At 64.7% G+C, this 20,701-nt stretch carries 18 protein-coding genes; 5 read left to right on the top strand and 13 right to left on the bottom strand.

Annotated features, from left to right (window positions below):
* Positions 1–67 precede the first annotated feature (67 nt).
* From tcuA to tcuB, 3 genes are all read left to right on the top strand, one after another.
* Positions 68–1,468 carry an FAD-dependent tricarballylate dehydrogenase TcuA gene (gene tcuA, locus P6U30_RS04145; RefSeq protein ID WP_407168271.1) on the top strand — a complete coding sequence of 467 codons (1,401 nt, stop codon included), beginning with the start codon at positions 68–70 and terminating at the stop codon, positions 1,466–1,468.
* 187 nt (positions 1,469–1,655) lie between these two features.
* Positions 1,656–2,690: an esterase gene (locus P6U30_RS04140; protein WP_407168270.1), complete on the top strand. Its 1,035-nt coding sequence runs from the start codon at positions 1,656–1,658 to the stop codon at positions 2,688–2,690.
* A 16-nt stretch (positions 2,691–2,706) separates the two neighbouring features.
* Entirely contained in the window at positions 2,707–3,822 is a 1,116-nt protein-coding gene (gene tcuB, locus P6U30_RS04135; protein WP_407168269.1) for a tricarballylate utilization 4Fe-4S protein TcuB, read from the top strand.
* Between the two features lie 16 nt (positions 3,823–3,838).
* Here the strand turns inward: tcuB and P6U30_RS04130 are convergent, their stop codons facing one another.
* The 4 genes from P6U30_RS04130 to P6U30_RS04115 form a co-directional block, all read right to left on the bottom strand.
* Complete coding sequence (locus P6U30_RS04130; RefSeq protein WP_407168268.1) at positions 3,839–4,390, bottom strand: class I SAM-dependent methyltransferase; 552 nt, start codon at positions 4,388–4,390, stop codon at positions 3,839–3,841.
* Positions 4,391–4,457: 67 nt separating this feature from the next.
* Positions 4,458–4,871: a Rieske (2Fe-2S) protein gene (locus P6U30_RS04125; RefSeq protein WP_407168267.1), complete on the bottom strand. Its 414-nt coding sequence runs from the start codon at positions 4,869–4,871 to the stop codon at positions 4,458–4,460.
* Positions 4,872–5,981 carry an amidohydrolase family protein gene (locus tag P6U30_RS04120; protein ID WP_407168266.1) on the bottom strand — a complete coding sequence of 370 codons (1,110 nt, stop codon included), beginning with the start codon at positions 5,979–5,981 and terminating at the stop codon, positions 4,872–4,874.
* Complete coding sequence (locus P6U30_RS04115) at positions 5,978–7,054, bottom strand: amidohydrolase family protein (protein ID WP_407168265.1); 1,077 nt, start codon at positions 7,052–7,054, stop codon at positions 5,978–5,980. The genes P6U30_RS04120 and P6U30_RS04115 overlap by 4 nt, the downstream gene beginning before the upstream one ends.
* 159 nt (positions 7,055–7,213) lie before the next feature.
* On the opposite strand from P6U30_RS04115, the gene P6U30_RS04110 reads away from it, so the two are divergent.
* A complete protein-coding gene (locus P6U30_RS04110) occupies positions 7,214–7,696 on the top strand; it encodes a CinA family protein (protein ID WP_407168264.1) in 483 nt (160 codons plus the stop codon).
* 186 nt (positions 7,697–7,882) lie between these two features.
* Here P6U30_RS04110 and P6U30_RS04105 read toward each other — a convergent pair whose 3' ends face one another.
* The 9 genes from P6U30_RS04105 to P6U30_RS04065 form a co-directional block, all read right to left on the bottom strand.
* On the bottom strand, positions 7,883–9,193 hold the full coding sequence (locus P6U30_RS04105) for an HlyD family type I secretion periplasmic adaptor subunit (protein ID WP_407168263.1): 1,311 nt from the start codon (positions 9,191–9,193) through the stop codon (positions 7,883–7,885).
* Positions 9,190–10,935 carry a type I secretion system permease/ATPase gene (locus P6U30_RS04100; RefSeq protein WP_407168262.1) on the bottom strand — a complete coding sequence of 582 codons (1,746 nt, stop codon included), beginning with the start codon at positions 10,933–10,935 and terminating at the stop codon, positions 9,190–9,192. Before P6U30_RS04100 ends, P6U30_RS04105 begins: the two co-directional genes overlap by 4 nt.
* 521 nt (positions 10,936–11,456) lie before the next feature.
* Positions 11,457–12,434, bottom strand: coding sequence for an ABC transporter ATP-binding protein (locus P6U30_RS04095; protein ID WP_407168261.1), 978 nt, complete (start codon positions 12,432–12,434; stop codon positions 11,457–11,459).
* Positions 12,431–13,843, bottom strand: coding sequence for an amidase (locus P6U30_RS04090; RefSeq protein ID WP_407168260.1), 1,413 nt, complete (start codon positions 13,841–13,843; stop codon positions 12,431–12,433). The genes P6U30_RS04095 and P6U30_RS04090 overlap by 4 nt, the downstream gene beginning before the upstream one ends.
* A complete protein-coding gene (locus tag P6U30_RS04085) occupies positions 13,840–14,049 on the bottom strand; it encodes a hypothetical protein (RefSeq protein ID WP_407168259.1) in 210 nt (69 codons plus the stop codon). Before P6U30_RS04085 ends, P6U30_RS04090 begins: the two co-directional genes overlap by 4 nt.
* Positions 14,046–15,125, bottom strand: coding sequence for an ABC transporter ATP-binding protein (locus tag P6U30_RS04080; protein ID WP_407168258.1), 1,080 nt, complete (start codon positions 15,123–15,125; stop codon positions 14,046–14,048). Before P6U30_RS04080 ends, P6U30_RS04085 begins: the two co-directional genes overlap by 4 nt.
* 4 nt (positions 15,126–15,129) lie before the next feature.
* A complete protein-coding gene (locus P6U30_RS04075) occupies positions 15,130–16,017 on the bottom strand; it encodes an ABC transporter permease (protein WP_407168257.1) in 888 nt (295 codons plus the stop codon).
* Between the two features lie 3 nt (positions 16,018–16,020).
* The gene (locus tag P6U30_RS04070; protein ID WP_407168256.1) at positions 16,021–16,974 is read right to left on the bottom strand and encodes an ABC transporter permease; all 954 of its coding nucleotides are present in this window, start codon (positions 16,972–16,974) and stop codon (positions 16,021–16,023) included.
* 202 nt (positions 16,975–17,176) lie between these two features.
* Positions 17,177–18,832 (bottom strand): ABC transporter substrate-binding protein, encoded by a 1,656-nt coding sequence (locus tag P6U30_RS04065; RefSeq protein ID WP_407168255.1) that lies wholly within the window; start codon positions 18,830–18,832, stop codon positions 17,177–17,179.
* A gap of 202 nt (positions 18,833–19,034) precedes the next feature.
* Here P6U30_RS04065 and P6U30_RS04060 point away from each other — a divergent pair, with 202 nt between their 5' ends.
* On the top strand, positions 19,035–20,642 hold the full coding sequence (locus tag P6U30_RS04060) for an ABC transporter substrate-binding protein (protein ID WP_407168254.1): 1,608 nt from the start codon (positions 19,035–19,037) through the stop codon (positions 20,640–20,642).
* Positions 20,643–20,701: the final 59 nt, after the last annotated feature.

Genomic DNA, 20,701 nt, shown 5'->3' with positions numbered 1-20,701 from the left:
CGGCCGGGCGGATCAGGTATCCGCCCGGCCGTGTTGCTTTCCATGCCAGCAACGATAACAAGAGCGCATGGTTGACTTGACGCGCAGGTTCGACGTGCTGGTGATCGGGGGCGGCAATGCCGCCCTTTGCGCTGCGATCAGCGCCAGACGGGCGGGCGCTTCCGTGCTGGTGCTGGAAGGCGCGCCGAAGTTCTACCGCGGCGGCAACACCCGACACACCCGCAACATGCGCTGCGCCCACGACGCGGCGACCGAGATCCTCACCGGCCCCTACACCGAGGAGGAATTCTGGAAGGATTTGCTGCTGGTGACCGGCGGCCAGACCGACGAGGAACTGGCCCGCTTCATGATCCACGAGTCCAAGGACATCCTGAACTGGATCGTCGAACAGGGCGTGCGCTGGCAACCCTCGCTCGGCGGCACGCTGAGCCTTGGACGCACCAATTCATTCTTTCTCGGCGGCGGCCGCGCCATGCTCAACGCGCTCTATCGCACCGCCGAGGAGATCGGCGTCGACATCCTCTATGACGCCGAGGTCATCGATCTCAGGATCGAGGACGGCATGTTCCTTTCGGCTCAATTGAAGCAGCCGGTGAACGGCAAGACCGAGGTGCGCGCCTCGACGCTGGTGGCGGCGGCCGGTGGCTTCGAGGCCAATATCGAATGGCTGAAGGAACATTGGGGCGAGGCCGCCGACAATTTCCTGATCCGCGGCACGCCCTATAACCGTGGCTCAATCCTGAAGATGCTGCTCGCCAAGGGCGTACAGGAGATCGGCGATCCCACGCAATGTCACGCGGTGGCGATCGACGCGCGCGCGCCGAAATTCGACGGTGGCATCATCACGCGGCACGACTCGGTCGTGTTCGGCATCGTCGTCAACAAGCACGCCGAACGCTTCTACGACGAGGGCGAGGACATCTGGCCGAAGCGCTATGCGATCTGGGGCCGACTGGTCGCGGCGCAGCCGGACCAGATCGCCTACATAATCTTCGATTCGACTGTGGTCACCAGCTTCATGCCGACGCTGTTTCCGCCTATCGCGGGCGCGACGATTGCCGAACTCGCCGGCAAGCTCGAGCTCGATCCGAGCGCGCTGGAGAAGACCATCACCGAATTCAACGCCGCGGTGCGATCAGGCACCTTCGACCACACCATCCTCGATGACTGCCGCACCGAGGGTATCACGCCGCCAAAGACGCATTGGGCGCGCAAGATCGAGACGCCGCCCTACCTCGCCTATCCGGTACGACCTGGCATCACCTTCACCTATCTCGGCACCCGCGTGAACAAGCAGGCGCGGATCCTGATGAAGGAGGGCAAGCCCTCCGCCAACATGTTCGCCGCCGGCGAGATCATGGCCGGCAACGTGCTGGGCAAGGGATATGCCGCCGGCATCGGCATGACCATCGGCAGCGTGTTCGGCCGCGTCGCCGGCCGGGAAGCGGCGAAGCATGCGCGGAACTGAGCGCCGCGTCCTGCTCACCCCGCTCCGCCTGCGGGGAGAGGTCGGATTGCCAAGTAATCCGGGTGAGGGGGACGCTCCGCGAGCTCGGTGCATAGAAAGAGCCAATCACCCCGACCCTCTAAGAGCGAGCTTCGCTCGTCTCGACCCCGCGAAGAGCGGGAAGACGGAGCAGAAAGCGGGAGCACCGATGTCGCGATTTGCACTTATCTCCGCTGCCGCCATCCTGATGGCGTCGACCGCCACACACGCCGCCGAGCCGATCGCGCTGCGCGACATGGGCTCGTTCCATGTTGGCGGCCGCCTCGTCGAGATCAAAGGCAAGCCGGTGAAGGAGGTCATCTTCACGCCGGGTGGCGTGCCGGCAAAAGTCGATCCGAACGGCACCTACCAGGTCGAGCAGATGTACGTGCAGTACTTCCTGCCGCAGCACGAGACGGGCGCCTATCCATTGCTGCTGTGGCACGGCGGCGGACTGACCGGCGTCACCTACGAGACCACGCCGGACGGCCGCGAGGGCTGGCTGAACTACTTCCTGCGCAAGGGCTGGAGCGTCTACAATTCGGACGCTGTCGAGCGTGGCCGCGCCGGCTGGGCGCAATATCCCGATATCTTCAAGGGCGAGCCGGTGTTTCTCACCACCGCCAATCCGTTCGAGCGCTTTCGCATCGGCGACGGTCCGGGTTCATACGATCCAGATCCCGCCAAGCGGAGGCTGATGCCGGGAAGCCAATTCCCGAACGAGGGCTATGAGAACTTCGTCAAGCAGAACGTGCCGCGCTGGACCACCACCGATGACGCGACGATCGCGGCCTATATCGCTGAGATCGATCGCGTCGGGCCCTGCATCATCCTGTTCCATAGCCAGGCCGGCACCTTCGGCTTCAAGGTCGCGCAGGCACGGCCCGACAAGGTGAAGGCGCTGATCGCGATCGAGCCGGCCGGCGTCGGCGATCCCGCCAAGGTCGATGCGCTGAAGGACATCCCGACGCTGATCGTCTATGGCGACTACATCGAGCGCGATTCGCGCTGGCCAAAGATCCGCGCCACCGGCGTCGCCTTTGCCGACGCCATCAAGGCCGCCGGCGGCAGCGTCGACGTCGTCGACCTGCCGAAGGTCGGCATCAAGGGCAATTCGCACATGATGATGATGGACAAGAACAACGCCGAGGTCGCCGGCCTGATCCAGACATGGCTGGAAGGCAAGGGACTGACCCGGAAGTAGCGAGGCGAACGAAGCGATGCACGGGACCAGGATCTTGCAGGAAGCCGACCGTCTGATGACGGTGTGCAACTCCTGCCGCTATTGCGAGGGCCTGTGCGCGGTGTTCCCCGCGATGGAGATGCGCCGCGCCTTCACCGATGGCGATCTCAACTACCTCGCCAATCTCTGCCATGCTTGCGGCGCCTGCTACACCGACTGCCAGTTCTCGCCGCCGCACGAATTCAACGTCAATGTGCCGCAGACCCTCGCGATCGCCCGCGCCGAATCCTACGCCGCCTATGCCTGGCCGCGCGCGCTGGCCGGCGCGTTTGCGCGCAACGGCCTCGTCATCAGCCTGATCGCGGCGTTGAGCGTCGCCGCCTTCATCTTCGGCTTCGCCGCGGCCAACGACCGCGCCGTGCTCTATGGCATCCACACCGGCCCCGGCGCGTTCTATCGGTTGATGCCGCACAACGCGATGGCGCTGCTGTTCGGCTTGGCCTTCCTCTATGCGATCCTTGCGCTGGTCATGGGCGTGCGCGCGTTCTGGCGCGACATCGGCGAGCCGGTCGGCATGAGGACCGACAGCAAGGCGCTGCTGCAAGCGATCCGCGACGCCGGCGAGTTGCGCTATCTCGACGGCGGCGGGGTCGGCTGCTTCAATGAGGACGACCGCCCGACCGATCGCCGCAAGCTGTATCACCATTTCACCTTCTACGGCTTCGCCCTGTGCTTCGCCGCGACCTGTGTCGGCACGCTCTATCATTATCTGCTGGCGCGCGAGGCGCCGTATGCGTGGTGGGATCTGCCGGTCGTGCTCGGAACACTCGGCGGCATCGGCCTCGTGATCGGCCCGATCGGCCTGCTCACTGAGAAATGGAAGCGCGACCGCGTGCTGGTCGACGAGCAGCGCATGGGCATGGACACCGCGTTCATCGCGATGCTGTTCCTGACCAGTATCACCGGACTTGCGCTGCTATTCTGGCGCGACACCGGCGCGATGGGCCCGCTGTTGGCGCTGCATCTCGGCGTGGTGTTCGCGCTGTTCATCACGATGCCCTATGGCAAGTTCGTGCACGGCATCTATCGCTTCGTCGCGCTGGTGCGTTACGCGCGCGAGCGGCAGGCCATGACGAGCGGCGGGCCGCAATAGCGCGCGTCGCCCCGCCTCATGGCTTTGTGGCCAGGGCACAGAACCACTTGTCCGTTTTCACCAGGCTTGCCCCCGCAAAGCCGGCGGCGGTCAGCTTTTCCGCAAGCCCTTCGTTCGGCTGGCCGGAATAGGCGGTGAAGCCAAGCGCGATCCTGCCGCGCGGCTTCAGCACCCGCCGGATCTCGCGCAAACCTGCGATCGCATCCGGCCAGACCTGCATCGAGTTGATCGCGAGCGCCTTGTCAAAGCTGTCGTTACCGAACGGCAGGCGCTCGACAGAGCCGAGCTGCGGGTCGATATGCCCACTCCGGACGGCCGCCGCGTTCCGGCTCCGCGCCTGCTCCACCATCTCGGCCGACGGATCGACGCCCACAACGCTCCCGGCTGAAACGAGACCGGACAGGCGCTGCATGACGGCGCCGGGACCGAACCCGACCTCAAGCACGCTGTCGTCAGCTTCGACCTCGAGAAGCTCCACCACCCAAGCCCCGCAATCCGCATTCATGCGCGCCATGATGGTGCCGCCCAACCTCCCGAGCAGACCTTGAGGGCGGCCAAACGCACGCATCAGGAGGTTTCGCGAAACGCTCATCGATAGCGGACTCCCGTGAACGCGAATACCGGGAAGATCGCGGCTACAGGTCGACCACCACGTAGTTGCTCTCGACCGCAACCTTGATGGTCTCGGCGACATAGGGCCCCTTCACGAGGTTCGTGCCCGCTTCGACATTGACCGGGTAGGCGCGCACGCGGAAGCGGCGGGGATCGCAATAGGACTGGCCGGTGCGGATGTCGAATTCCCAGCCGTGCCACGGGCAGCGCAGGATCTCACCGAGCTTGGTGTATTCGATTTCGCCGGGATCGGACGACGACGCCAGACCGATCAGGGGGCCCTCGCACAGCGCCGCGCCCTGATGTGGACAGCGGTTCAACAGGCCGAAGAACTCGCCCTTGACGTTGAAGACCACGATCGGTCGTCCATCGATCTCGATGGACTTTCGCGAACCCGGCGGCAGTTCATCCACCGGGGCAACCACATGACGCGCCATTTATGCGATACCGTAGAGCTTCTTCGCGTTATCGAGATAGAACGCCTGCTTGTTGGCGTCGCTGACGCCGGCCGGCAACACGCGCGACGGGTCGTCGTAATCCCAGTGCGGATAGTCGGTCGCGAACAACAGCTTGTCCCAACCGATCCATTCGATGGTCTGGAACAGGTGATCACGACTTTCCGGATCCTCCATCGGCTGTGTCGTCCACCAGATGTGGTCGCGGATATAGTCCGACGGCTTGCGTTTCAGATGCGGCACCTCAGCGTGCAGCCGCGCGAACACCTTGTCCAGCCGCCACGCCAGCGACGGCGCCCAACCGAAGCCGGCTTCGACCATCACCATCTTCAATTTCGGGAAGCGCTCGAACACGCCTTCGAGCACGAGGCTAGCCAGCGCGGTCTGCTGGCACTGCGAATGGCCGACCATCTCCTCGATGTAATAGCTCGGCCAGCCCGATGCGGTGATCGGATTGCCGCCGAAGCCGAAGGCATGCACGCCGATCGGAAGGCCAGCCTCTTCCGCGGCCTGGTAGATCGGCCAATAGCGGCGCTGACCGAGCGGCTCGACGTTGCGGCTGAGCAAGAGAACCTGGACGAAGTTCTTGTCGCCTGCGCGCTTGCGGATTTCGGCGGCGGCTGAGACGCCGTCCTCATTGGCGACGACGATCGAGCCCCTCAGCCGCGAATCCTTGCTGGTCCATTTCTCGATCTGCCAGTCGTTGACCGCCGAGCAGATCGCGCCGGCGAGATCCTGATTGCGAATGCCCTGCCCGGTGTTGAGTGGATTGAGCACCCCGAGCGCGACATTATTGGGGTCGAGAAGCTGCTTCTGCATGAAGGACAGCGAAGACCCCTGCGGGCCGCCCTCCGGCGGATAGGCGTCGCGGCGCGAGGCGTTGGGCTGCGCCTTCGGATAGGGCGGTCCGCCCATCATGCCCTGATAGGCATGGACGCCGAACGTTTCGAGATGCGCGTGCCAGCGCTTTGCCAGGAACGGATACAGCTCGTCCGCCGTCGCGCGCGCCGGATGGATGTCGCAATCGGCAATCGCGGTCTTGATGGCGGTGGACGATGCGGCTTGCGGAGGTTCGCGAAGCTGGACGTTCATGGCGTCGTCTCCTTGACTTTCAAGCGCGTATAAGTCGCGTGTGGATTGTCGACCATGATCTTGCGCACGAGATCCGGCGATAATCCCTCCGGCAGCACGTCATCGCCGTCGAACTGCCAATGCGGATAGTCGGTCGAGAATAGGAGCAATTCGTCCGACTGCATATGGTCGAACAGCCGGTTCAGCGTATCGGGTTCCGGCGGCGCGTCGACCGGCTGCAGCGAGAAACGGATGTTGCTGCGCACAATCTCCAGCGGCGCACGGTCGACCCACGGCGTTTCCATGCGCACACCGCGCCAGAACTTGTGCAGCCGCCACAGGAACGGCGGCAGCCAGGTGAAACCCGATTCCAGCATCACCATCTTCAGGTTCGGATGGCGCGCGAACACCCCCTCGACGATCAGGCTGGTGAGCTGGGTCTGGAATGCCTGCGCCTGCGCGACATAATCCTCGATGTGATAGGAGCCCCAGCCGACCGAGGTCGGCGGATTGTGATAGGCGCTGCCGGCATGGATGCCGATCGGTAGCCCAAGGCGCTCGGCCGCCGCGTAAATCGGCCAATAATGGCGCTTGCCGAGCGGCATGTCGCCCATGACCAGCATGAGCACCTGCACGAAGCGCTTGTCCTGCGCGCAACGCTCGATCTCCGCGACCGCCTTCTCGATGCTTTGCACTGGGATCACGATCGAGCCGCGCAGGCGATCATCCTTGTCGAGCCATTCCTTTACCAGCCAGTCGTTCAGCGCGCGGCAGAATGCATTCGCCATGTCCTCGGAAAACACCATCTGCACGCCGTAGAGCGGATTGCAGATGCCGTAGGCTGTGCCGAACTTGTCGAGCGCCTGGTGCTGCATGTCGGCGATATCAGAGCCCGGCTTGCCCTGCGCCGGCCGCCAATCCGGCCGCGACGAAATCGGCGAATTGAGCGGATAGGATTGCGAGATCAGGTCCGTCATGCCACGCGTCGTCACCTGGTCGCGCCAGTAGTCGTTCAAGTAGGGCAGCAGGCTGGTGAGATGAGGCACGGCGGGATGCAGATCGCAATCCACGCCGCCCGCGATCGGCAACGTCATGATGTTTCCTCTGATCGGCGCGCCCGTGGCGACGCCAACTTGTTTGCACGGCATTCAAGCAGGCCTGCCGGTGGCGGGCAACTCGGCAGAGGGCGATGTGGTGTGCTAGGACGGCAGGACGCCCCGGATAATTTTCATGGCACAACAGAAAGGCTGCCGATGACCGAGCTCGTATCCATCGCTGAGCAGATCGCCAAAAAACTGATCGCGAGCAAGCAGACGATCGCCGTCGCAGAATCCTCGACCGGGGGATTGATCTCGGCATCGCTGCTCGCGGTGCCCGGGGCGTCGGCCTATTTCATCGGCGGCGGAGTGATCTACACCCGCGACGCCCGGCGCGCGCTGATGGACATTCCGGACGATGCCATGCGAGGCATCCGCTCGGCGTCGGAGCCCTACGCGCAACTGCTCGCGCGGCAGATCCGCGAGCACCTCTCGACCGATTGGGGATTGTCGGAAACCGGCGCAGCCGGACCGACCGGCAACCGCTATGGCGACGCCGCCGGCCATAGCTGCATGGCGGTCGCCGGACCACAACAGCAGGTGATCACGCTCGAGACCGGCGGCAGCGACCGGCAGGCCAACATGCGGGCGTTCGCCAAGGCGGCGCTGGAGTTGCTGCTGAAAAATCTGTCGCTGTGATCGCCTCACGCCGCGCTACACTCGACGACGTCGGATATTCGCCCACGGGCTCGATTTCTCCCCGTCATCCTGAGGAGCGCGAAGCGCGTCTCGAAGGATCGACGGCCACCAGCGGGGCCGTGCATCCTTCGAGGCTCGCTCCGCTCGCACCTCAGGATGACGGGCCAATGAGCTCGCGCCCGATACTCACTTCTCGCGGAACGAGCGCATGAATTGGTCGCTCAGCGGCTTCATCAGATAGGACAGCATGGTGCGATCACCAGTCTGGACGAAGGCTTCCACCGGCATGCCCGGGATGATCTTGACCTCGCTGCCGAGGCGGGCGACTTCCTCCGGCGGCATCGAGACGCGGATGGTGTAGTAGGACTGCCCGGTGCGCTGATCCGTCGTGGTGTCGGCGGAGACGCGGGTGACGACGCCGTTGAGCTCAGGTGTGGTGCGCTGGTTGAAGGCGGAGAGCCGCAGCAACGTTTTCTGACCGATCTGCAGCTTGTCGATGTCCTGCGGATTGACCTTGGCTTCGACCGACAGCGCGTCGGCCTTCGGCACGATCATCATGATCGCGTCGCCCGCGGTGATGACGCCGCCGACCGTATGCACGGTCGACTGCAGCACGACGCCGTCCTGCGGTGCGCGGATGTCGATGCGGCGGAGTTGGTCCTCCGCGGTAACCTTGCGCTCGACATACTCGCCGATCTTGTCGTTGGTCTCGCGCAGATCCTTGGAAACCTCGGCCAGCATATCCTTGTCGACCTGGATGATCTGCAGCTCGGTCTCGGTGATCTTGCCCTTGGCCTGCGCGCGCTGAGCGATGTACTGCGCACGCTCGCCGGCGAGCCGGGCCGCGTCGCGCTCCAGCGTGGTCAGCCGGGTGAGCTGCACCAGATGCTGCTCATAGAGCTGGCGGACGCCGACCAGCTCCTGCTGAACCAGGGCGATCTCCTTGTCCTTGGCCTGCTCCTGGGCCTGGAGCCCCGCGATCTCTTCGTTGAGCTGGACGACACGCTCGCGGAGCTGTGCCTTCTGGCCGGTGCGGCCATTCACCCGGACCTCGAACAGCTTGGTTTCGCTCGCCATGACATCGCGAACGTCGGGATCGTCGGCGTGCTCGGCGAGCTGCGGTGGAAAGACGATCTTGTCGCGGCCCTGCTGCTCGGCCTCCAGCCGGGCAGCGCGCGCGTAAAGACCGTTCAAGGTCTTGACCACGATCGCAAGGCTTGCCTTCACGACCGTCTCGTCGAGACGCACCACGACGTCGCCGGCTTTCACCGTATCGCCGTCACGCGCTAGGATCTCGCCGACCACGCCGCCGGTCGGATGCTGCACCTTCTTGACGTTGGTATCGACGACCACGGAGCCCGGCGCGATCAATGCGCCCGAGATCGGCACCGTCGAGGCCCAGCCGCCGACGCCGCCGGCCAGAACCAGCACCACGGCAAGCCCTACGATCAGATGCTTCCTGATCGATTGATGTGCGTTGCGCGGGAGATCGGTCATGACTTGGCTGCTCCCGCATCGGCAACGATCCTGACCGGCGCGGGCGGCGCGACGCGCTGCAGCACCTGACCGAGCACGACATCCTTGGGTCCGAAGGTCTGCATGCGGCCGTCCTTCAGCACCAGGAGCTGATCCACGCCTTCGATGCCGATCGGGCGATGCGCGACCACGACGACAATCGCGCCACGCTCCCGCGCCGAGCGCACCGCGCGGGTCAGCGCCTCGTCACCCTCACTGTCGAGATTGGAATTCGGCTCGTCGAGCACGACCAGGAACGGTTTGCCGTAAAGCGCGCGCGCCAGCGCGACGCGCTGCGCCTGGCCGGCCGAGAGCGCACTGCCCTGCTCGCCGACCTGGGTGTCATAGCCCTCGCGCATCTTGATGATCATCTCGTGGACGCCGGCCTCCTTGGCCGCCGCGATGATGGCATCGGACTTGGCGTCGGGATCGAAGCGGGAGATGTTCTGCGCGATCGTGCCGCCGAACAGTTCGACGTCCTGCGGCAGATACCCGACATGGCGTCCGAGCACGTCCGACGACCATTGGTCGAGCGCGGCGCCGTCGAGCCGCACCTTGCCGCGGACCGGCGTCCAGACGCCGACCAACGCCCGGATCAGCGACGACTTGCCGGAACCGCTCGGACCAATCACGCCGACGCCGCTGCCGGCTTCGACCGTAAAGCTGACATCCTGCACGATCACGCGCTGATCGCCCGGCGCGACCATCGTCACACCCTCGATCGACAGCCTCTTCGTCGGCGACTGCAACAGGGTTTGCTCAGGCCGCGCCGGCATCTGCTGCAGCAGCCGGTTGAGCCGGTGCCAACTCTGGCGCGCAGCGACGAAACCCTTCCAGTGCGCGATCGCCAGATCGACCGGCGCTAGCGCCCGGGCGCTCAGGATCGAGCCGGCGATGATGATGCCACCGGTGGCTTCCTGGTGGATCACCAGATAGGCGCCGACCGCAAGCACGGACGACTGCAGCATCATGCGCAGCACCTTGGCGACCGCACCCAACCCGCCGGCGACGTCGCTCGCGCGCTGGTTGCCGGCCAGGTAGTCCTCGTTGGCATCGTTCCAGCGCTTATTCATTCGCCCGGCCATGCCCATCGCGACGAGCACCTCGGCATTGCGGCGGCTGGACGCCGCGATATCGTTGCGCCGCGCTGCAAGCGTCAGCGCATCCTTGGCGGGCGCGCGCGACAGGTATTCGGTGATCAGGGTCAGCGCCACCAGAATGATGGCGCCAACCAGCGCGGTGACGCCGAGCAGCCAATGGAACGCGAAGCAGATCGCCATGTAGAACGGCAGCCAGGGCAGATCGAAGAATGCACCGGGCCCCATGCTGCCGAGGAAGGAGCGCACATTGTCGAGGTCGCGCAGCGGCTGCAGGCCCTCGCTGCGATTGCCGGCCATCAGGGGCAGCCGGATGATGGTGTCGAACACCCGCGCGTTGAGCGCTTCGTCGAGCGAGGTTCCGATGCGGCCGAGAATCCGGCCGCGCAGCAGATCGAGCACTCCCTGGGCAATGTAAAGGCCGGCGGCGATGACCACGAGGCCGACCAGCGTCGGAACGCTGCGGCTCGGCAGCACCCTGTCGTAGACCTGCAGCATGAACATCGAACCTGTCAGGTACAACAGGTTGATCATGCAACTCATGAAACCAACGCCAATGAAGGCACTGCGGCACGCGCGCAGCGCGTCTCCCAGTTCGGAACGCCGGACGGCGGGAACGGCTGCCATAAAGTCCAGTCTCTGCCAAAGGGTTATGTGAAAGCCACGTTGTACCGACGTTTGTGGCCATCGTCCATTTTTGTGTGACCATCCACCATTTAAGTCGCGTTAACCGAGAGACCGGTTCGCGACCGCAAGTCGGTGATGGCACGGGGAATTGAAGGAATGATGGCTAGTTTGTCGCCGAACCGGGCCGTGTTTTTGGAAAAGGCACGAGAACGGCCGCCATCGAGACCCGGCCGATCTCGCCATGGATATCGAGCAACGCGCCGCAGCCGGACGCCGAACCCGGGCTCCAGGCAGCCGGCCTTGGCCCGGACCCGATCTACTCATCCCGTGGTTGCCGGAACAAGTGGACTGTCAGGTTCGGGGGGCCTGCCACGGCGTCGGGACCCAATGCCGTGGGTCCAGTCGACGGAACCAAGGATCCGCAACAGCGGGCCGAGGCCTGCAATCGCAAGGTCGTGCAATCGGAACCGGGCGCTAGCTTCCCGTCGCGCGGCCGCAATCCGCCGGTCGCCTCGCGCAGGCTAAACCGCTGCGACCGCCGGCTCGGCCAGCACGCAGCGCGCGACATGCCCGCGTGCTATCTGCACGTTGGGCGGCAGGCTTTCGCTGCAGCGCGACTGGGCGAGGCCGCAGCGCGGCGCGAAGGAGCAGCCGGTCGGCGCGCGATCGAGCGAAGGCGGCGTGCCCGGAATGGTCTCCAGCCGCTCGCCGCGCTTCGCGCCATGGATGGTCGAGGCCAGCAGCCCCTTGGCGTAGGGATGGACCGGCCTGCGCACGATCTCGCGCAACGCGCCCTGCTCGACGATCTGGCCGGCATACATCACGGCGACGCGGTCGCATATCTCGATGGCAACGCCGATGTCGTGAGTGACGAAGATGACGGACATGCCGAACTCGCGCTGCAGCTCGCGCAGCAATAGCAGGATCTGGATCTGCACGGTGGCGTCGAGCGCCGTGGTCGGCTCGTCCGCGAGCAGGATCTTCGGCTTGCAGGCGAGCGCCAGCGCGATCATCGCGCGCTGCCGCATGCCGCCCGACATCTCGTGCGGATAGGATTCCAGCCGCCGCTTGGCGGACGGAATCCGCACCACCTCCAGCATCTCGAGCGCACGCGCCATCGCTTCGCGCTCACTCTTGCCTTCGTGCCGCATCACGGTTTCGGCGATCTGCCGCCCGATGGTGTAGACCGGATCGAGCGCGAGCGCCGGCTCCTGGAAGATCATCGAGACGATCTGGCCGCGGAACGCGGACAGCGCCTCGTCGTCCATCGTCAGCACCTCCCGGCCCAGCACCTTGACGCTGCCGGACATCTGCGTGCGCTTCTTCGGCAGCAGCCGCATCAGCGCACGCAGCGTCACGCTCTTCCCGGAGCCGGACTCGCCGAGCAGCCCCAACACCTCGCCCTCGCCGAGCGACAGGCTGAGATCGTTCACGGCATGGACCGTCCGATCGCCGGTGAAGCGGATGTTGAGGTTGTTGATCTCGACAAGGTCGGTCATGCGAGTTTCGGCACCTGTGCGTGATAATCGGTGGCGCGCTGGAAGGCGGCGCCGATCCGAAGCAGCGCGGCCTCCTCGAAGGAGCGGCCGATCAGTTGCATGCCGACCGGCAGGCCCGCCTTCGTGAAGCCGGAGGGGATGGAGAGCGACGGCAGGCCGAGATAGTTGACCGGGCGGGTGAACCGCGTCAGCCGCTGGATCACCGCGTCCGCGCCCGGACCGTTGCCGACATCGCTCTCGGCAATCGTCGGCGCCGGCACCGGCGACGACGGCGCGATCACCGCATCGACGCCGCTGACCGCGGCATTGTGCGCGGCCAGCGCCGGCCCGCGCCAGCGCATCGCCTCGAGATAGGTGACCGCCGGAATCGTCAGGCCATTCTGCAAACGCATCAGCACCTGCGCGCCGTAATCCTGTGGCCGCTCGATCATCCAGCGCTTGTGGAAGGCCGCCGCCTCGACCGCGAGCACCAGTTGCGAGGCCGAACTGAGCTGGCGCTGATCCGGAAGCTCGACCTTGACGATCTCGGCGCCTTCCCTCTTCAGCGTCGCAATGGTCTCGTCGAAGGTGCGCGCCACCTCGGGATCGAGATCGTCGACGTAGAACGCCGTGGGCACGCCGATCTTCAGGCCTTTCAACGACTCCCTGGTCGCGGCCATGTAATCCGGCACCGGCTGGTTCGAGGCGGTGAGATCCTCGGTATCCGCGCCGGCCATCAGGCCAAGCAGCAGCGCGCAATCCTCCGCGGTCTGCGCCAGCGGACCGACGGTGTCGAGCGACTGCGACAGCGGCATCGCACCGGCGCGGCTGACGCGTCCGACCGTGGTCTTCAGGCCGGTGACGCCGCAGAAATGCGCGGGCATGCGCACCGAGCCGCCGGTGTCGGAGCCGAGCGCCGCAAAGGTCAGGCGCGCCGCGACCGCCGCGCCGGAGCCCGACGACGAGCCGCCAGTGATGTGATCGACGTTCCAGGGATTGTGCACCGGGCCGTAGTGCACATTGTGGCCTGTGGGGCCGTAGGCGAACTCGACCATCTGCAACGAGCCGAGCCGGATCTGTCCGGCATCCTTCAGCCGCTGCAGCGCGGTCGCGGTCGTCTTCGGCACGAAATCGCGGCGGATCAGCGAGCCGCAGGTCACCACCTTGCCGGCGTCGTAGTACATGTCCTTGTGCGCCATCGGCACGCCATGCAGCACGCCGCGGCTGCTGCCTTTCGCAAGCTCGGCATCGGCCTCGGTGGCGGCGGCAAGCGCCTCTTCCGATTCGATCGCCATATAGGCGTTGAGACGAGGCTGCCACTCCGCGATCCGGTGCAGCACGGCGCGCGTTACCTCGTGCGACGAGACCTTCTTCTCGGCAATCGCCTTGGCGACTGCGGTCAGGGTCATCAAGGCGGGTTCGGTGCTCATTTCGACACCTTCTCGATCTTCTGCGCGACCTGCGCCAGCAGGAAGCTCGCAGGTTCGAGATCGAACGGCAGCGTGCCGGAGATCGGCGCGAAGCCGTCGAATGCGGGTCCGATCGAATTGGCGATACGGTTGGCCACCTCATCATCGGCGGGCACGTCGGCGACGTGCGCGATCACCTTGGCATCCCTGGGTGTGGGTCTGGTCATGCCGCGTTTTCTCCTTTTGCTTTTGCCGGCGCGCGGCTGTGCCCTGAGCCCGGAATGGTCATGTAGCACGCCGCTTGGTGGCCCATTGTATCGAGATCGCTGAGCTTTGGCGTTGCGTTTGCGCAAAGCGGCTCCGCAAACGGACAGCGGGTGTGAAACCGGCAACCCGGTGGCGGATCGATCGGATTGGGTGGATCGCCCGAGATCGGCGGCACCTCGGTACGCCGGTCGGGATCGGACGACGGCATCGCTGCGAGCAGCGCCCGGGTATAGGGATGCGCCGGCGCATTCCAGACCGCATCGACCGGGCCGAGCTCGACGACCTCGCCGAGATACATCACCAGCACGCGGTCGGAGATGTAGCGGACCACGTTGAGATCGTGGCTGATGAAGAGATAGGTGAGCCCGAACTCGCGCTTGAGATCCGCCAGCAGATTGAGCACCTGCGCCTCGACCGACTTGTCGAGCGCAGAGACCGCTTCATCGAGGATCACGAGCCGCGGCGATAGCGCGAGCGCGCGGGCGATGTTGACCCGCTGACGCTGGCCGCCGGAAATCTCGTGCGGATAGCGGTTGGCGAAGGTCTCCGGCCGCAAACCGACCTTGCCGAGCAGCTCCCGCGCCAGCGTGCGCGCCGCGCCATCGGCCATGCCGTGGACCTTCGGCCCAAAGGCGATCGATTGCTCGATGGTGAGACGCGGATTGAGCGATGCGTAACTGTCCTGGAACACCATCTGCATGCCGCGGCGCAGCTCGCGCAGACTGAGCGCGCGGCCGACCTGCATCCCGTCATAGACGATCTCGCCGGCATCGCGCATCATCAGATGCATCAAGAGCCGTGCGGTGGTCGACTTGCCGCAGCCGGATTCGCCGACGATGCCGACGGTCTCGCCCTTCATGACCGCGAAGGAGACGTCGTCGACAGCACGCACGGTCTTGCGCGGGCTGAATAGCCCGCCGCGCACCGGAAAGTGCTTGGTCAGTCCTTTGACCTGCAACAGCGGCTGCGCAGCGCCGCCGATGTCGGCGACCGGCTCCAGCATATCGGTCAGCGATGCGGTTCCTGTTCCGGTCATCGCTCTAGTTCCTGATATCCATGGCGCTGCGCATGCCGTCGCTCAACAGGTTGAAGCAGATCGAGACCGCGAAGATCATCGCACCCGGCAGCGCCGCGACCCACGGATTGACATAGATCGCGGTGCGCAGGGTATTGAGCATCAGGCCCCATTCCGGCTCCGGCGGCTTGGTGCCGAGCCCGAGGAAGGAGAGACCGGCAGCAAGGATCATCGACACCGAGATCAGTCCGGTGGCGTAAACGAAGATCGGACCGAGCACATTGCCGAGCATATGCACGCGCATGATGGTGAACGGTCCCGCGCCCGACGCGCGCGCGGCTTCAACGAAATCCATGTTGCGCACGCCTGTGGTGACGCTCTCCGCGACGCGCGTGATCTGCGGCACGAACACGACGGTGAGCGACACGATCGAGTTGACAATGCCGGCGCCGAGCGCGCCTGAAATAGCGATCGCCAGCAGCACCGAGGGGAAAGCGTAGAACACGTCGACCGTGCGCATGATCGCGGTGTTGAGCTTCCCGCCGACATATCCGGCGACGAGGCCGAGCGAGGTGCCGATCACGAAGGCGAAGATCACAGGCAGGATGCCGACGATCAGCGACAGCCGTCCGCCATAGATCAGCCGCGCCAGCATGTCGCGACCGAGCTCGTCGGTGCCGAGCGGGTAGCCGGGCGTGCCGATATGGCGAAGACGGCGGATCATCGATCCCTGGTAGGGATCGGCGAGATGAAGCCAGGGCGCGAGCAGCGCTGATGCAAAAATCAGCACCAGGACGATGGCGCAGGCCATGCTGACCTTGTCGCGGGTGATGCGGCGCGCGACGGTCGACCAATAGCCGCGCGCTTTCGTCGCGGGCGCGGCCTGCAGTGCGGCATCGGTCATCGCACTCATCGCCTAGCTCCGCTTGATGCGCGGGTCGATCGCGGCCTGCGCGATGTCGACCAGGAGATTGAGCAGCACGAAGAACAAGGCCAGCACCAGGATCGTGCCCTGCAGCAGCGGCAGATCGCGCTGGAAGATCGCGGAATTCAGCAACAGGCCCGAGCCGGGCCATGAGAACACCGTCTCGATCAGGATCGAGCCACCGAGCATGTAGCCGAGTTGCAGGCCCATCACGGCGAGCGCGGTCGGCGCGGCGTTCTTGACGACATGGCGGAACACCCCGGTCTCGCGCAGCCCCTTGGCGCGCAGAGCCTCGACGAAATCCTGGCTTAGGATATCGCCGGTCAGCGCGCGCACGGTGCGGGTGATGATGCCCATTGGAATCACCGCGGTCGTGATCGCCGGCAACACGAGATAGCGCAGATGCTCCCAATCCCATGCCCAGGCACCGGAGCCGCCGGGGCCGGCACCGACCGCCGGCAGCCAGTTGAGCTGCACCGAGAAGATGATGACCAACAGCATGCCGAGCCAGTAATGCGGCAGCGACACGCCGGCGATCGCAACCGAGGTCGCAACCTTGTCGACCCAGGTATCGCGGAAATAGCCGGCGATCAGGCCGAATAGCAGACCGAGCGTGAAGCCGATGATCGCCGCCGCGATCGCCAGCATCACGGTGTTGCCGACCGCGCGCACCACCTCGGTCAGCACCGGGCGGCCGGTTGCGATCGAATTGCCGAGATCGCCATGGAGCGCGCGCCACAGCCAGAGCCCGAACTGCACCGGCAGGGGACGGTCGAAGCCGTAGGCCGAGCGCAGTTGCGCGGCGAGCTCCTGGGATGCGTCAGCGGGCAGCACGGCGACCAGCGGATCGCCCGGTGTGATGTGCACGAGCAGGAAGCACACCAGCGCAACGCTGAGCACGATCGGAATGACGTAGACGATTCGTCTGGCGGTGTAGGCGAACACGAGTTACTCGCTTCTTCCCTTCTCCCCTTGTGGGCGAAGGTGGCGCGCATGACATGCGCGCCGGATGAGGGGTTGTCCCCGCGGAGCGTGAATTCGGGAAATGAGAGGTCCGACCCGCGGAGACAATCCCTCACCCGGCTTCGCTTCGCGAAGCTCCCCTCTCCCACAAGGGGAGAGGGGACATCGATTTATGCCGCCAGCCTCACGGCACGATCGTGACCGGCGAGAAGTCGACGAACCAGCTCTTCGGCTGCACAAAACCCTTGATCTTTGGGCTCATCGCACGCGGCGCGACGTCGTGGGCAACAAAGAGGAACGCCGCATCGTCGACCTCGGCCGCATGCAGCTCGGCGAGTGCCGCGTCGCGCGCAACCGGATCGAAGGTTTCGCGGGCTTTCTTCACCAGCGCATCGAACTTCGGATCGTTGACGAAGCCCCAATTGTTCGACACCGGCGGCGCCATGCCCGACTGCAGGAAGCGCACCAGCGCGAAGAAGGGATCCATCGCCGCATAGGTGACGTTGATCGCATTGGCGCCGTTGGCCGACGGATCCTTGGCGCCGCGCCGCCAGTTGGTGAACAGCGTGTTCCATTCGATGACGTCGAGCTGCACATCAAAGTAGCATTCGGCCAAAGCTTGCTGCAGATATTCGTTCATCGGCAACGGCAGCATCTGCCCTGACCCCGACGCCGAGGTCTGGATTTTGACCGTCAGCTTCTTGTTCGGACCGTAGCCCGCCTCCTGCATCAGCTTCTGCGCGGCGGGCTTATCATACTTGATCTGGAAGGTCGGCTTGCCGCGCCAGGGATGGCCGGGCTCGAACGTGCCGGTGGCCGGCACCATCAGACCCGCAAGCAGACCTTCACTCAACCCTTCGCGATCGACGCAGAGATTGGCGGCCTTGCGGACACGAATATCGTTCCACGGCGAGCCCTCGACGCGCGAGAACTGCCACGGCCAGACATGCGGCTCCTCGTTGGAGTAGATATTGAAGCCGCGTTGCTTGATCTCGGGCACCGCATCCGGTGCCGGCGCCTCGATCCAGTTGACCTGCCCCGACAGCAGGGCCGCGGTGCGCGCATTGGCCTCCGGCATCGGCAAGAGCACCATCTTGTCGACCTTCGGCACGCGCGCCTTGTCCCAGTAATTCTCGTTCTTCACCAATTCGAGCCGCTCGCGCGGGGTGAAGCTCGACATCTTCCAGGGACCGGTGCCTGAGGCATCCCTGGCGAACGCGGCCCAGGCTGCTTGCGACATCGCCTTGGCGTCGGCGCCTTCGGCCTTGTCGTAGAATTGCCGCCACTTCGTCGGGCTCGCCATGAACAGGTTGGTGAGGTTGATCGGCAGGAAGCTGTCCGGCTCCTTGGTGGTCAACTCGACCGTCATGTCATCGATCTTGCGCGCCGAAACCAGCGTCGGCATGCGCGAGGCCGTGACGCCGACCTGACTCGGGTCGAACTGCGGCGCATCCTGCTTCAGCACCTTATCGACGTTCCAGACCACGGCATCGGCATTGAAGTCGCTGCCATCATGGAATTTCACACCCGGCCGCAGCTTGAAAATCCATTTTGTCTTATCGGCGTCGTCGACCTTCCACTCGCTGGCGAGGCCGGGGATCATCACGCTCGCCTTGTCCGACGACGACAGGTCCCACATCGTTAGCCCGTCGTACATCGTCAGGCCGGTGAAGCGATTGCCCTCGAAGCCCTGGTCGGGCTGGCCGAGCGTGCGCGGGATATCGGCAGCCGTCATGCCAATTCGCAGCACAGTCTCGCCACTTGCAATCGCCGGCACGCCTGCCGCGAATGCAAGCGCCAGCACCGTCGCCGCCGCTGTCGCGTTGGTCTTCTTACGCATGTGAGCAATCCCTTCTCGACTTCACGTGATTATTTCTTGGGCAAGCGTATGCAATGCCTGTGCCAAAGGGAATAAATCTGCGGCATAGAACCGCTGGGCGCGTCATTTCTTCCCACCTTGGCGGCAAGACAGGGTGATGGTGCCTAATCTGGCACCATGCTTGCAGGCTTGGCTCCAACTTTCAATGAGCGGAGCCATTCATATGCGCGGGCGCAGTTCGATCCTTGTGGCGGCAATGGTGCTTGCCATGGCCGCAGGCTGGCCGGCCGCGCCAGCGCGCGCCGAATCCATTGTGCGCTACGGCATTTCGATGGCCGACATCCCGCTCACGACCGGCCAGCCCGACCGTGGCGCCGGGGCCTATCAGTTCACCGCCTACACGATCTACGATCCGCTTGTCGCCTGGGAGATGGACGTTGCCGACCGGCCGGGCAGGCTGGTGCCGGGACTCGCGACCGAATGGAAGGTCGATGACAACGATAAGACCAAGTGGCGCTTCACGCTGCGCAAGGGCGTCAAATTCCATGACGGCAGCGACTTCAACGCCGACGCTGTGATCTGGAATCTCGATAAGGTGCTGAATGACAAGGCACCGCAGTTCGACAAGCGGCAGAGCGCGCAGGTGAAGACCCGCCTGCCCTCGGTTGCGGGCTACCGCAAGATCGACGACTCGACCATCGAGATCACGACCAAAACCGTCGACTCCTTCTTTCCGTATCAGATGCTCTGGTTCCTGATCTCCAGCCCGGCGCAGTACGACAAGCTCGGCAGGGACTGGGACAAGTTCGCGAGCCAGCCGTCCGGCACCGGCCCGTTCAAACTGACCAAGCTGGTGCCGCGCGAGCTCGCCGAGCTGACCAAGAACCCCGACTATTGGGACAAGAAGCGCATTCCGAAGGTCGACAAGATGATCCTGGTCCCGATGCCGGAAGCGCTGACGCGCACCAACGCGCTGCTGGCCGGCCAGGTCGATCTGATCGAGACGCCGGCACCCGACGCCGTGCCGCAGCTCAAGGCCGCCGGCATGAAGATTGTCGACAACGTCACACCGCATGTCTGGAATTATCACCTGAGCGTGCTGCCGGGCTCGCCCTGGGCCGACATCCGCCTGCGCAAGGCACTCAACCTCGCGATCGACCGCGACGCCGTGGTCGGCTTGATGAATGGTCTGGCGAAGCCAGCCAAGGGACAGGTCGATCCGTCGAGCCCATGGTTCGGCAAACCGACCTTCGATCTGAAATATGATCTCGCGACCGCGAAGAAGCTGGTGGAGGAAGCCGGTTATTCGAAGGACAAGCCACTGAAGACCACCTTCATCATCGCGCAGGGTGGCACCGGGCAGATGCTGTCGCTGCCGATGAACGAATTCCTGCAGCAGAGCTTCAAGGAGATCGGCATCGACGTCGAGTTCAAGGTGGTCGAGCTCGAGACATTATATACGCACTGGCGCAAGGGCGCGGCCGACGAGATGAACGCCGGCATCACCGCCAACAACATCGCCTATGTGACGTCGGATCCGCTTTACGCCATCGTGCGGTTCTTCCATTCCGGCCAGGTCGCGCCGGTCGGGGTGAACTGGGGCGGCTACAAGAACCCGAAGGTCGACGCGCTGATCGACGAGGCCAGGCAGACTTTCGACACCGCCAAGCAAGATGAGCTGTTGGCGCAGGCGCACGCGCTGATCGTCGACGATGCGGCGCTGGTCTGGGTGGTGCACGACACCAATCCGCACGCGCTCTCGCCGAAGGTGAAGACGTTCGTCCAGGCGCAACACTGGTTCCAGGACCTGACACAGATCGGACTGGAATAAAATTCTCTACCGTCGTCCCGGCGAAAGCCGGGACCCATAACCCCACGAATGGGTGTTGT

The sequence above is a fragment of the Bradyrhizobium sp. ORS 111 genome, from assembly GCF_045571485.1.
Taxonomy (GTDB): domain Bacteria; phylum Pseudomonadota; class Alphaproteobacteria; order Rhizobiales; family Xanthobacteraceae; genus Bradyrhizobium.
The sequence above is the reverse complement of the archived record's forward strand: the minus strand, read 5'-3'. Positions and strand labels throughout refer to the sequence as shown.

Excerpts from the sequence above, each read along its gene's own strand:
- tcuA (WP_407168271.1), top strand. The coding sequence starts at position 68 with ATGGTTGACTTGACGCGCAGGTTCGACGTGCTGGTGATCGGGGGCGGC.
- P6U30_RS04140 (WP_407168270.1), top strand. The coding sequence starts at position 1,656 with ATGTCGCGATTTGCACTTATCTCCGCTGCCGCCATCCTGATGGCGTCG.
- tcuB (WP_407168269.1), top strand. The coding sequence starts at position 2,707 with ATGCACGGGACCAGGATCTTGCAGGAAGCCGACCGTCTGATGACGGTG.
- P6U30_RS04130 (WP_407168268.1), bottom strand. The coding sequence starts at position 4,390 with ATGCGTGCGTTTGGCCGCCCTCAAGGTCTGCTCGGGAGGTTGGGCGGC.
- P6U30_RS04125 (WP_407168267.1), bottom strand. The coding sequence starts at position 4,871 with ATGGCGCGTCATGTGGTTGCCCCGGTGGATGAACTGCCGCCGGGTTCG.
- P6U30_RS04120 (WP_407168266.1), bottom strand. The coding sequence starts at position 5,981 with ATGAACGTCCAGCTTCGCGAACCTCCGCAAGCCGCATCGTCCACCGCC.
- P6U30_RS04115 (WP_407168265.1), bottom strand. The coding sequence starts at position 7,054 with ATGACGTTGCCGATCGCGGGCGGCGTGGATTGCGATCTGCATCCCGCC.
- P6U30_RS04110 (WP_407168264.1), top strand. The coding sequence starts at position 7,214 with ATGACCGAGCTCGTATCCATCGCTGAGCAGATCGCCAAAAAACTGATC.
- P6U30_RS04105 (WP_407168263.1), bottom strand. The coding sequence starts at position 9,193 with ATGACCGATCTCCCGCGCAACGCACATCAATCGATCAGGAAGCATCTG.
- P6U30_RS04100 (WP_407168262.1), bottom strand. The coding sequence starts at position 10,935 with ATGGCAGCCGTTCCCGCCGTCCGGCGTTCCGAACTGGGAGACGCGCTG.
- P6U30_RS04095 (WP_407168261.1), bottom strand. The coding sequence starts at position 12,434 with ATGACCGACCTTGTCGAGATCAACAACCTCAACATCCGCTTCACCGGC.
- P6U30_RS04090 (WP_407168260.1), bottom strand. The coding sequence starts at position 13,843 with ATGAGCACCGAACCCGCCTTGATGACCCTGACCGCAGTCGCCAAGGCG.
- P6U30_RS04085 (WP_407168259.1), bottom strand. The coding sequence starts at position 14,049 with ATGACCAGACCCACACCCAGGGATGCCAAGGTGATCGCGCACGTCGCC.
- P6U30_RS04080 (WP_407168258.1), bottom strand. The coding sequence starts at position 15,125 with ATGACCGGAACAGGAACCGCATCGCTGACCGATATGCTGGAGCCGGTC.
- P6U30_RS04075 (WP_407168257.1), bottom strand. The coding sequence starts at position 16,017 with ATGAGTGCGATGACCGATGCCGCACTGCAGGCCGCGCCCGCGACGAAA.
- P6U30_RS04065 (WP_407168255.1), bottom strand. The coding sequence starts at position 18,832 with ATGCGTAAGAAGACCAACGCGACAGCGGCGGCGACGGTGCTGGCGCTT.
- P6U30_RS04060 (WP_407168254.1), top strand. The coding sequence starts at position 19,035 with ATGCGCGGGCGCAGTTCGATCCTTGTGGCGGCAATGGTGCTTGCCATG.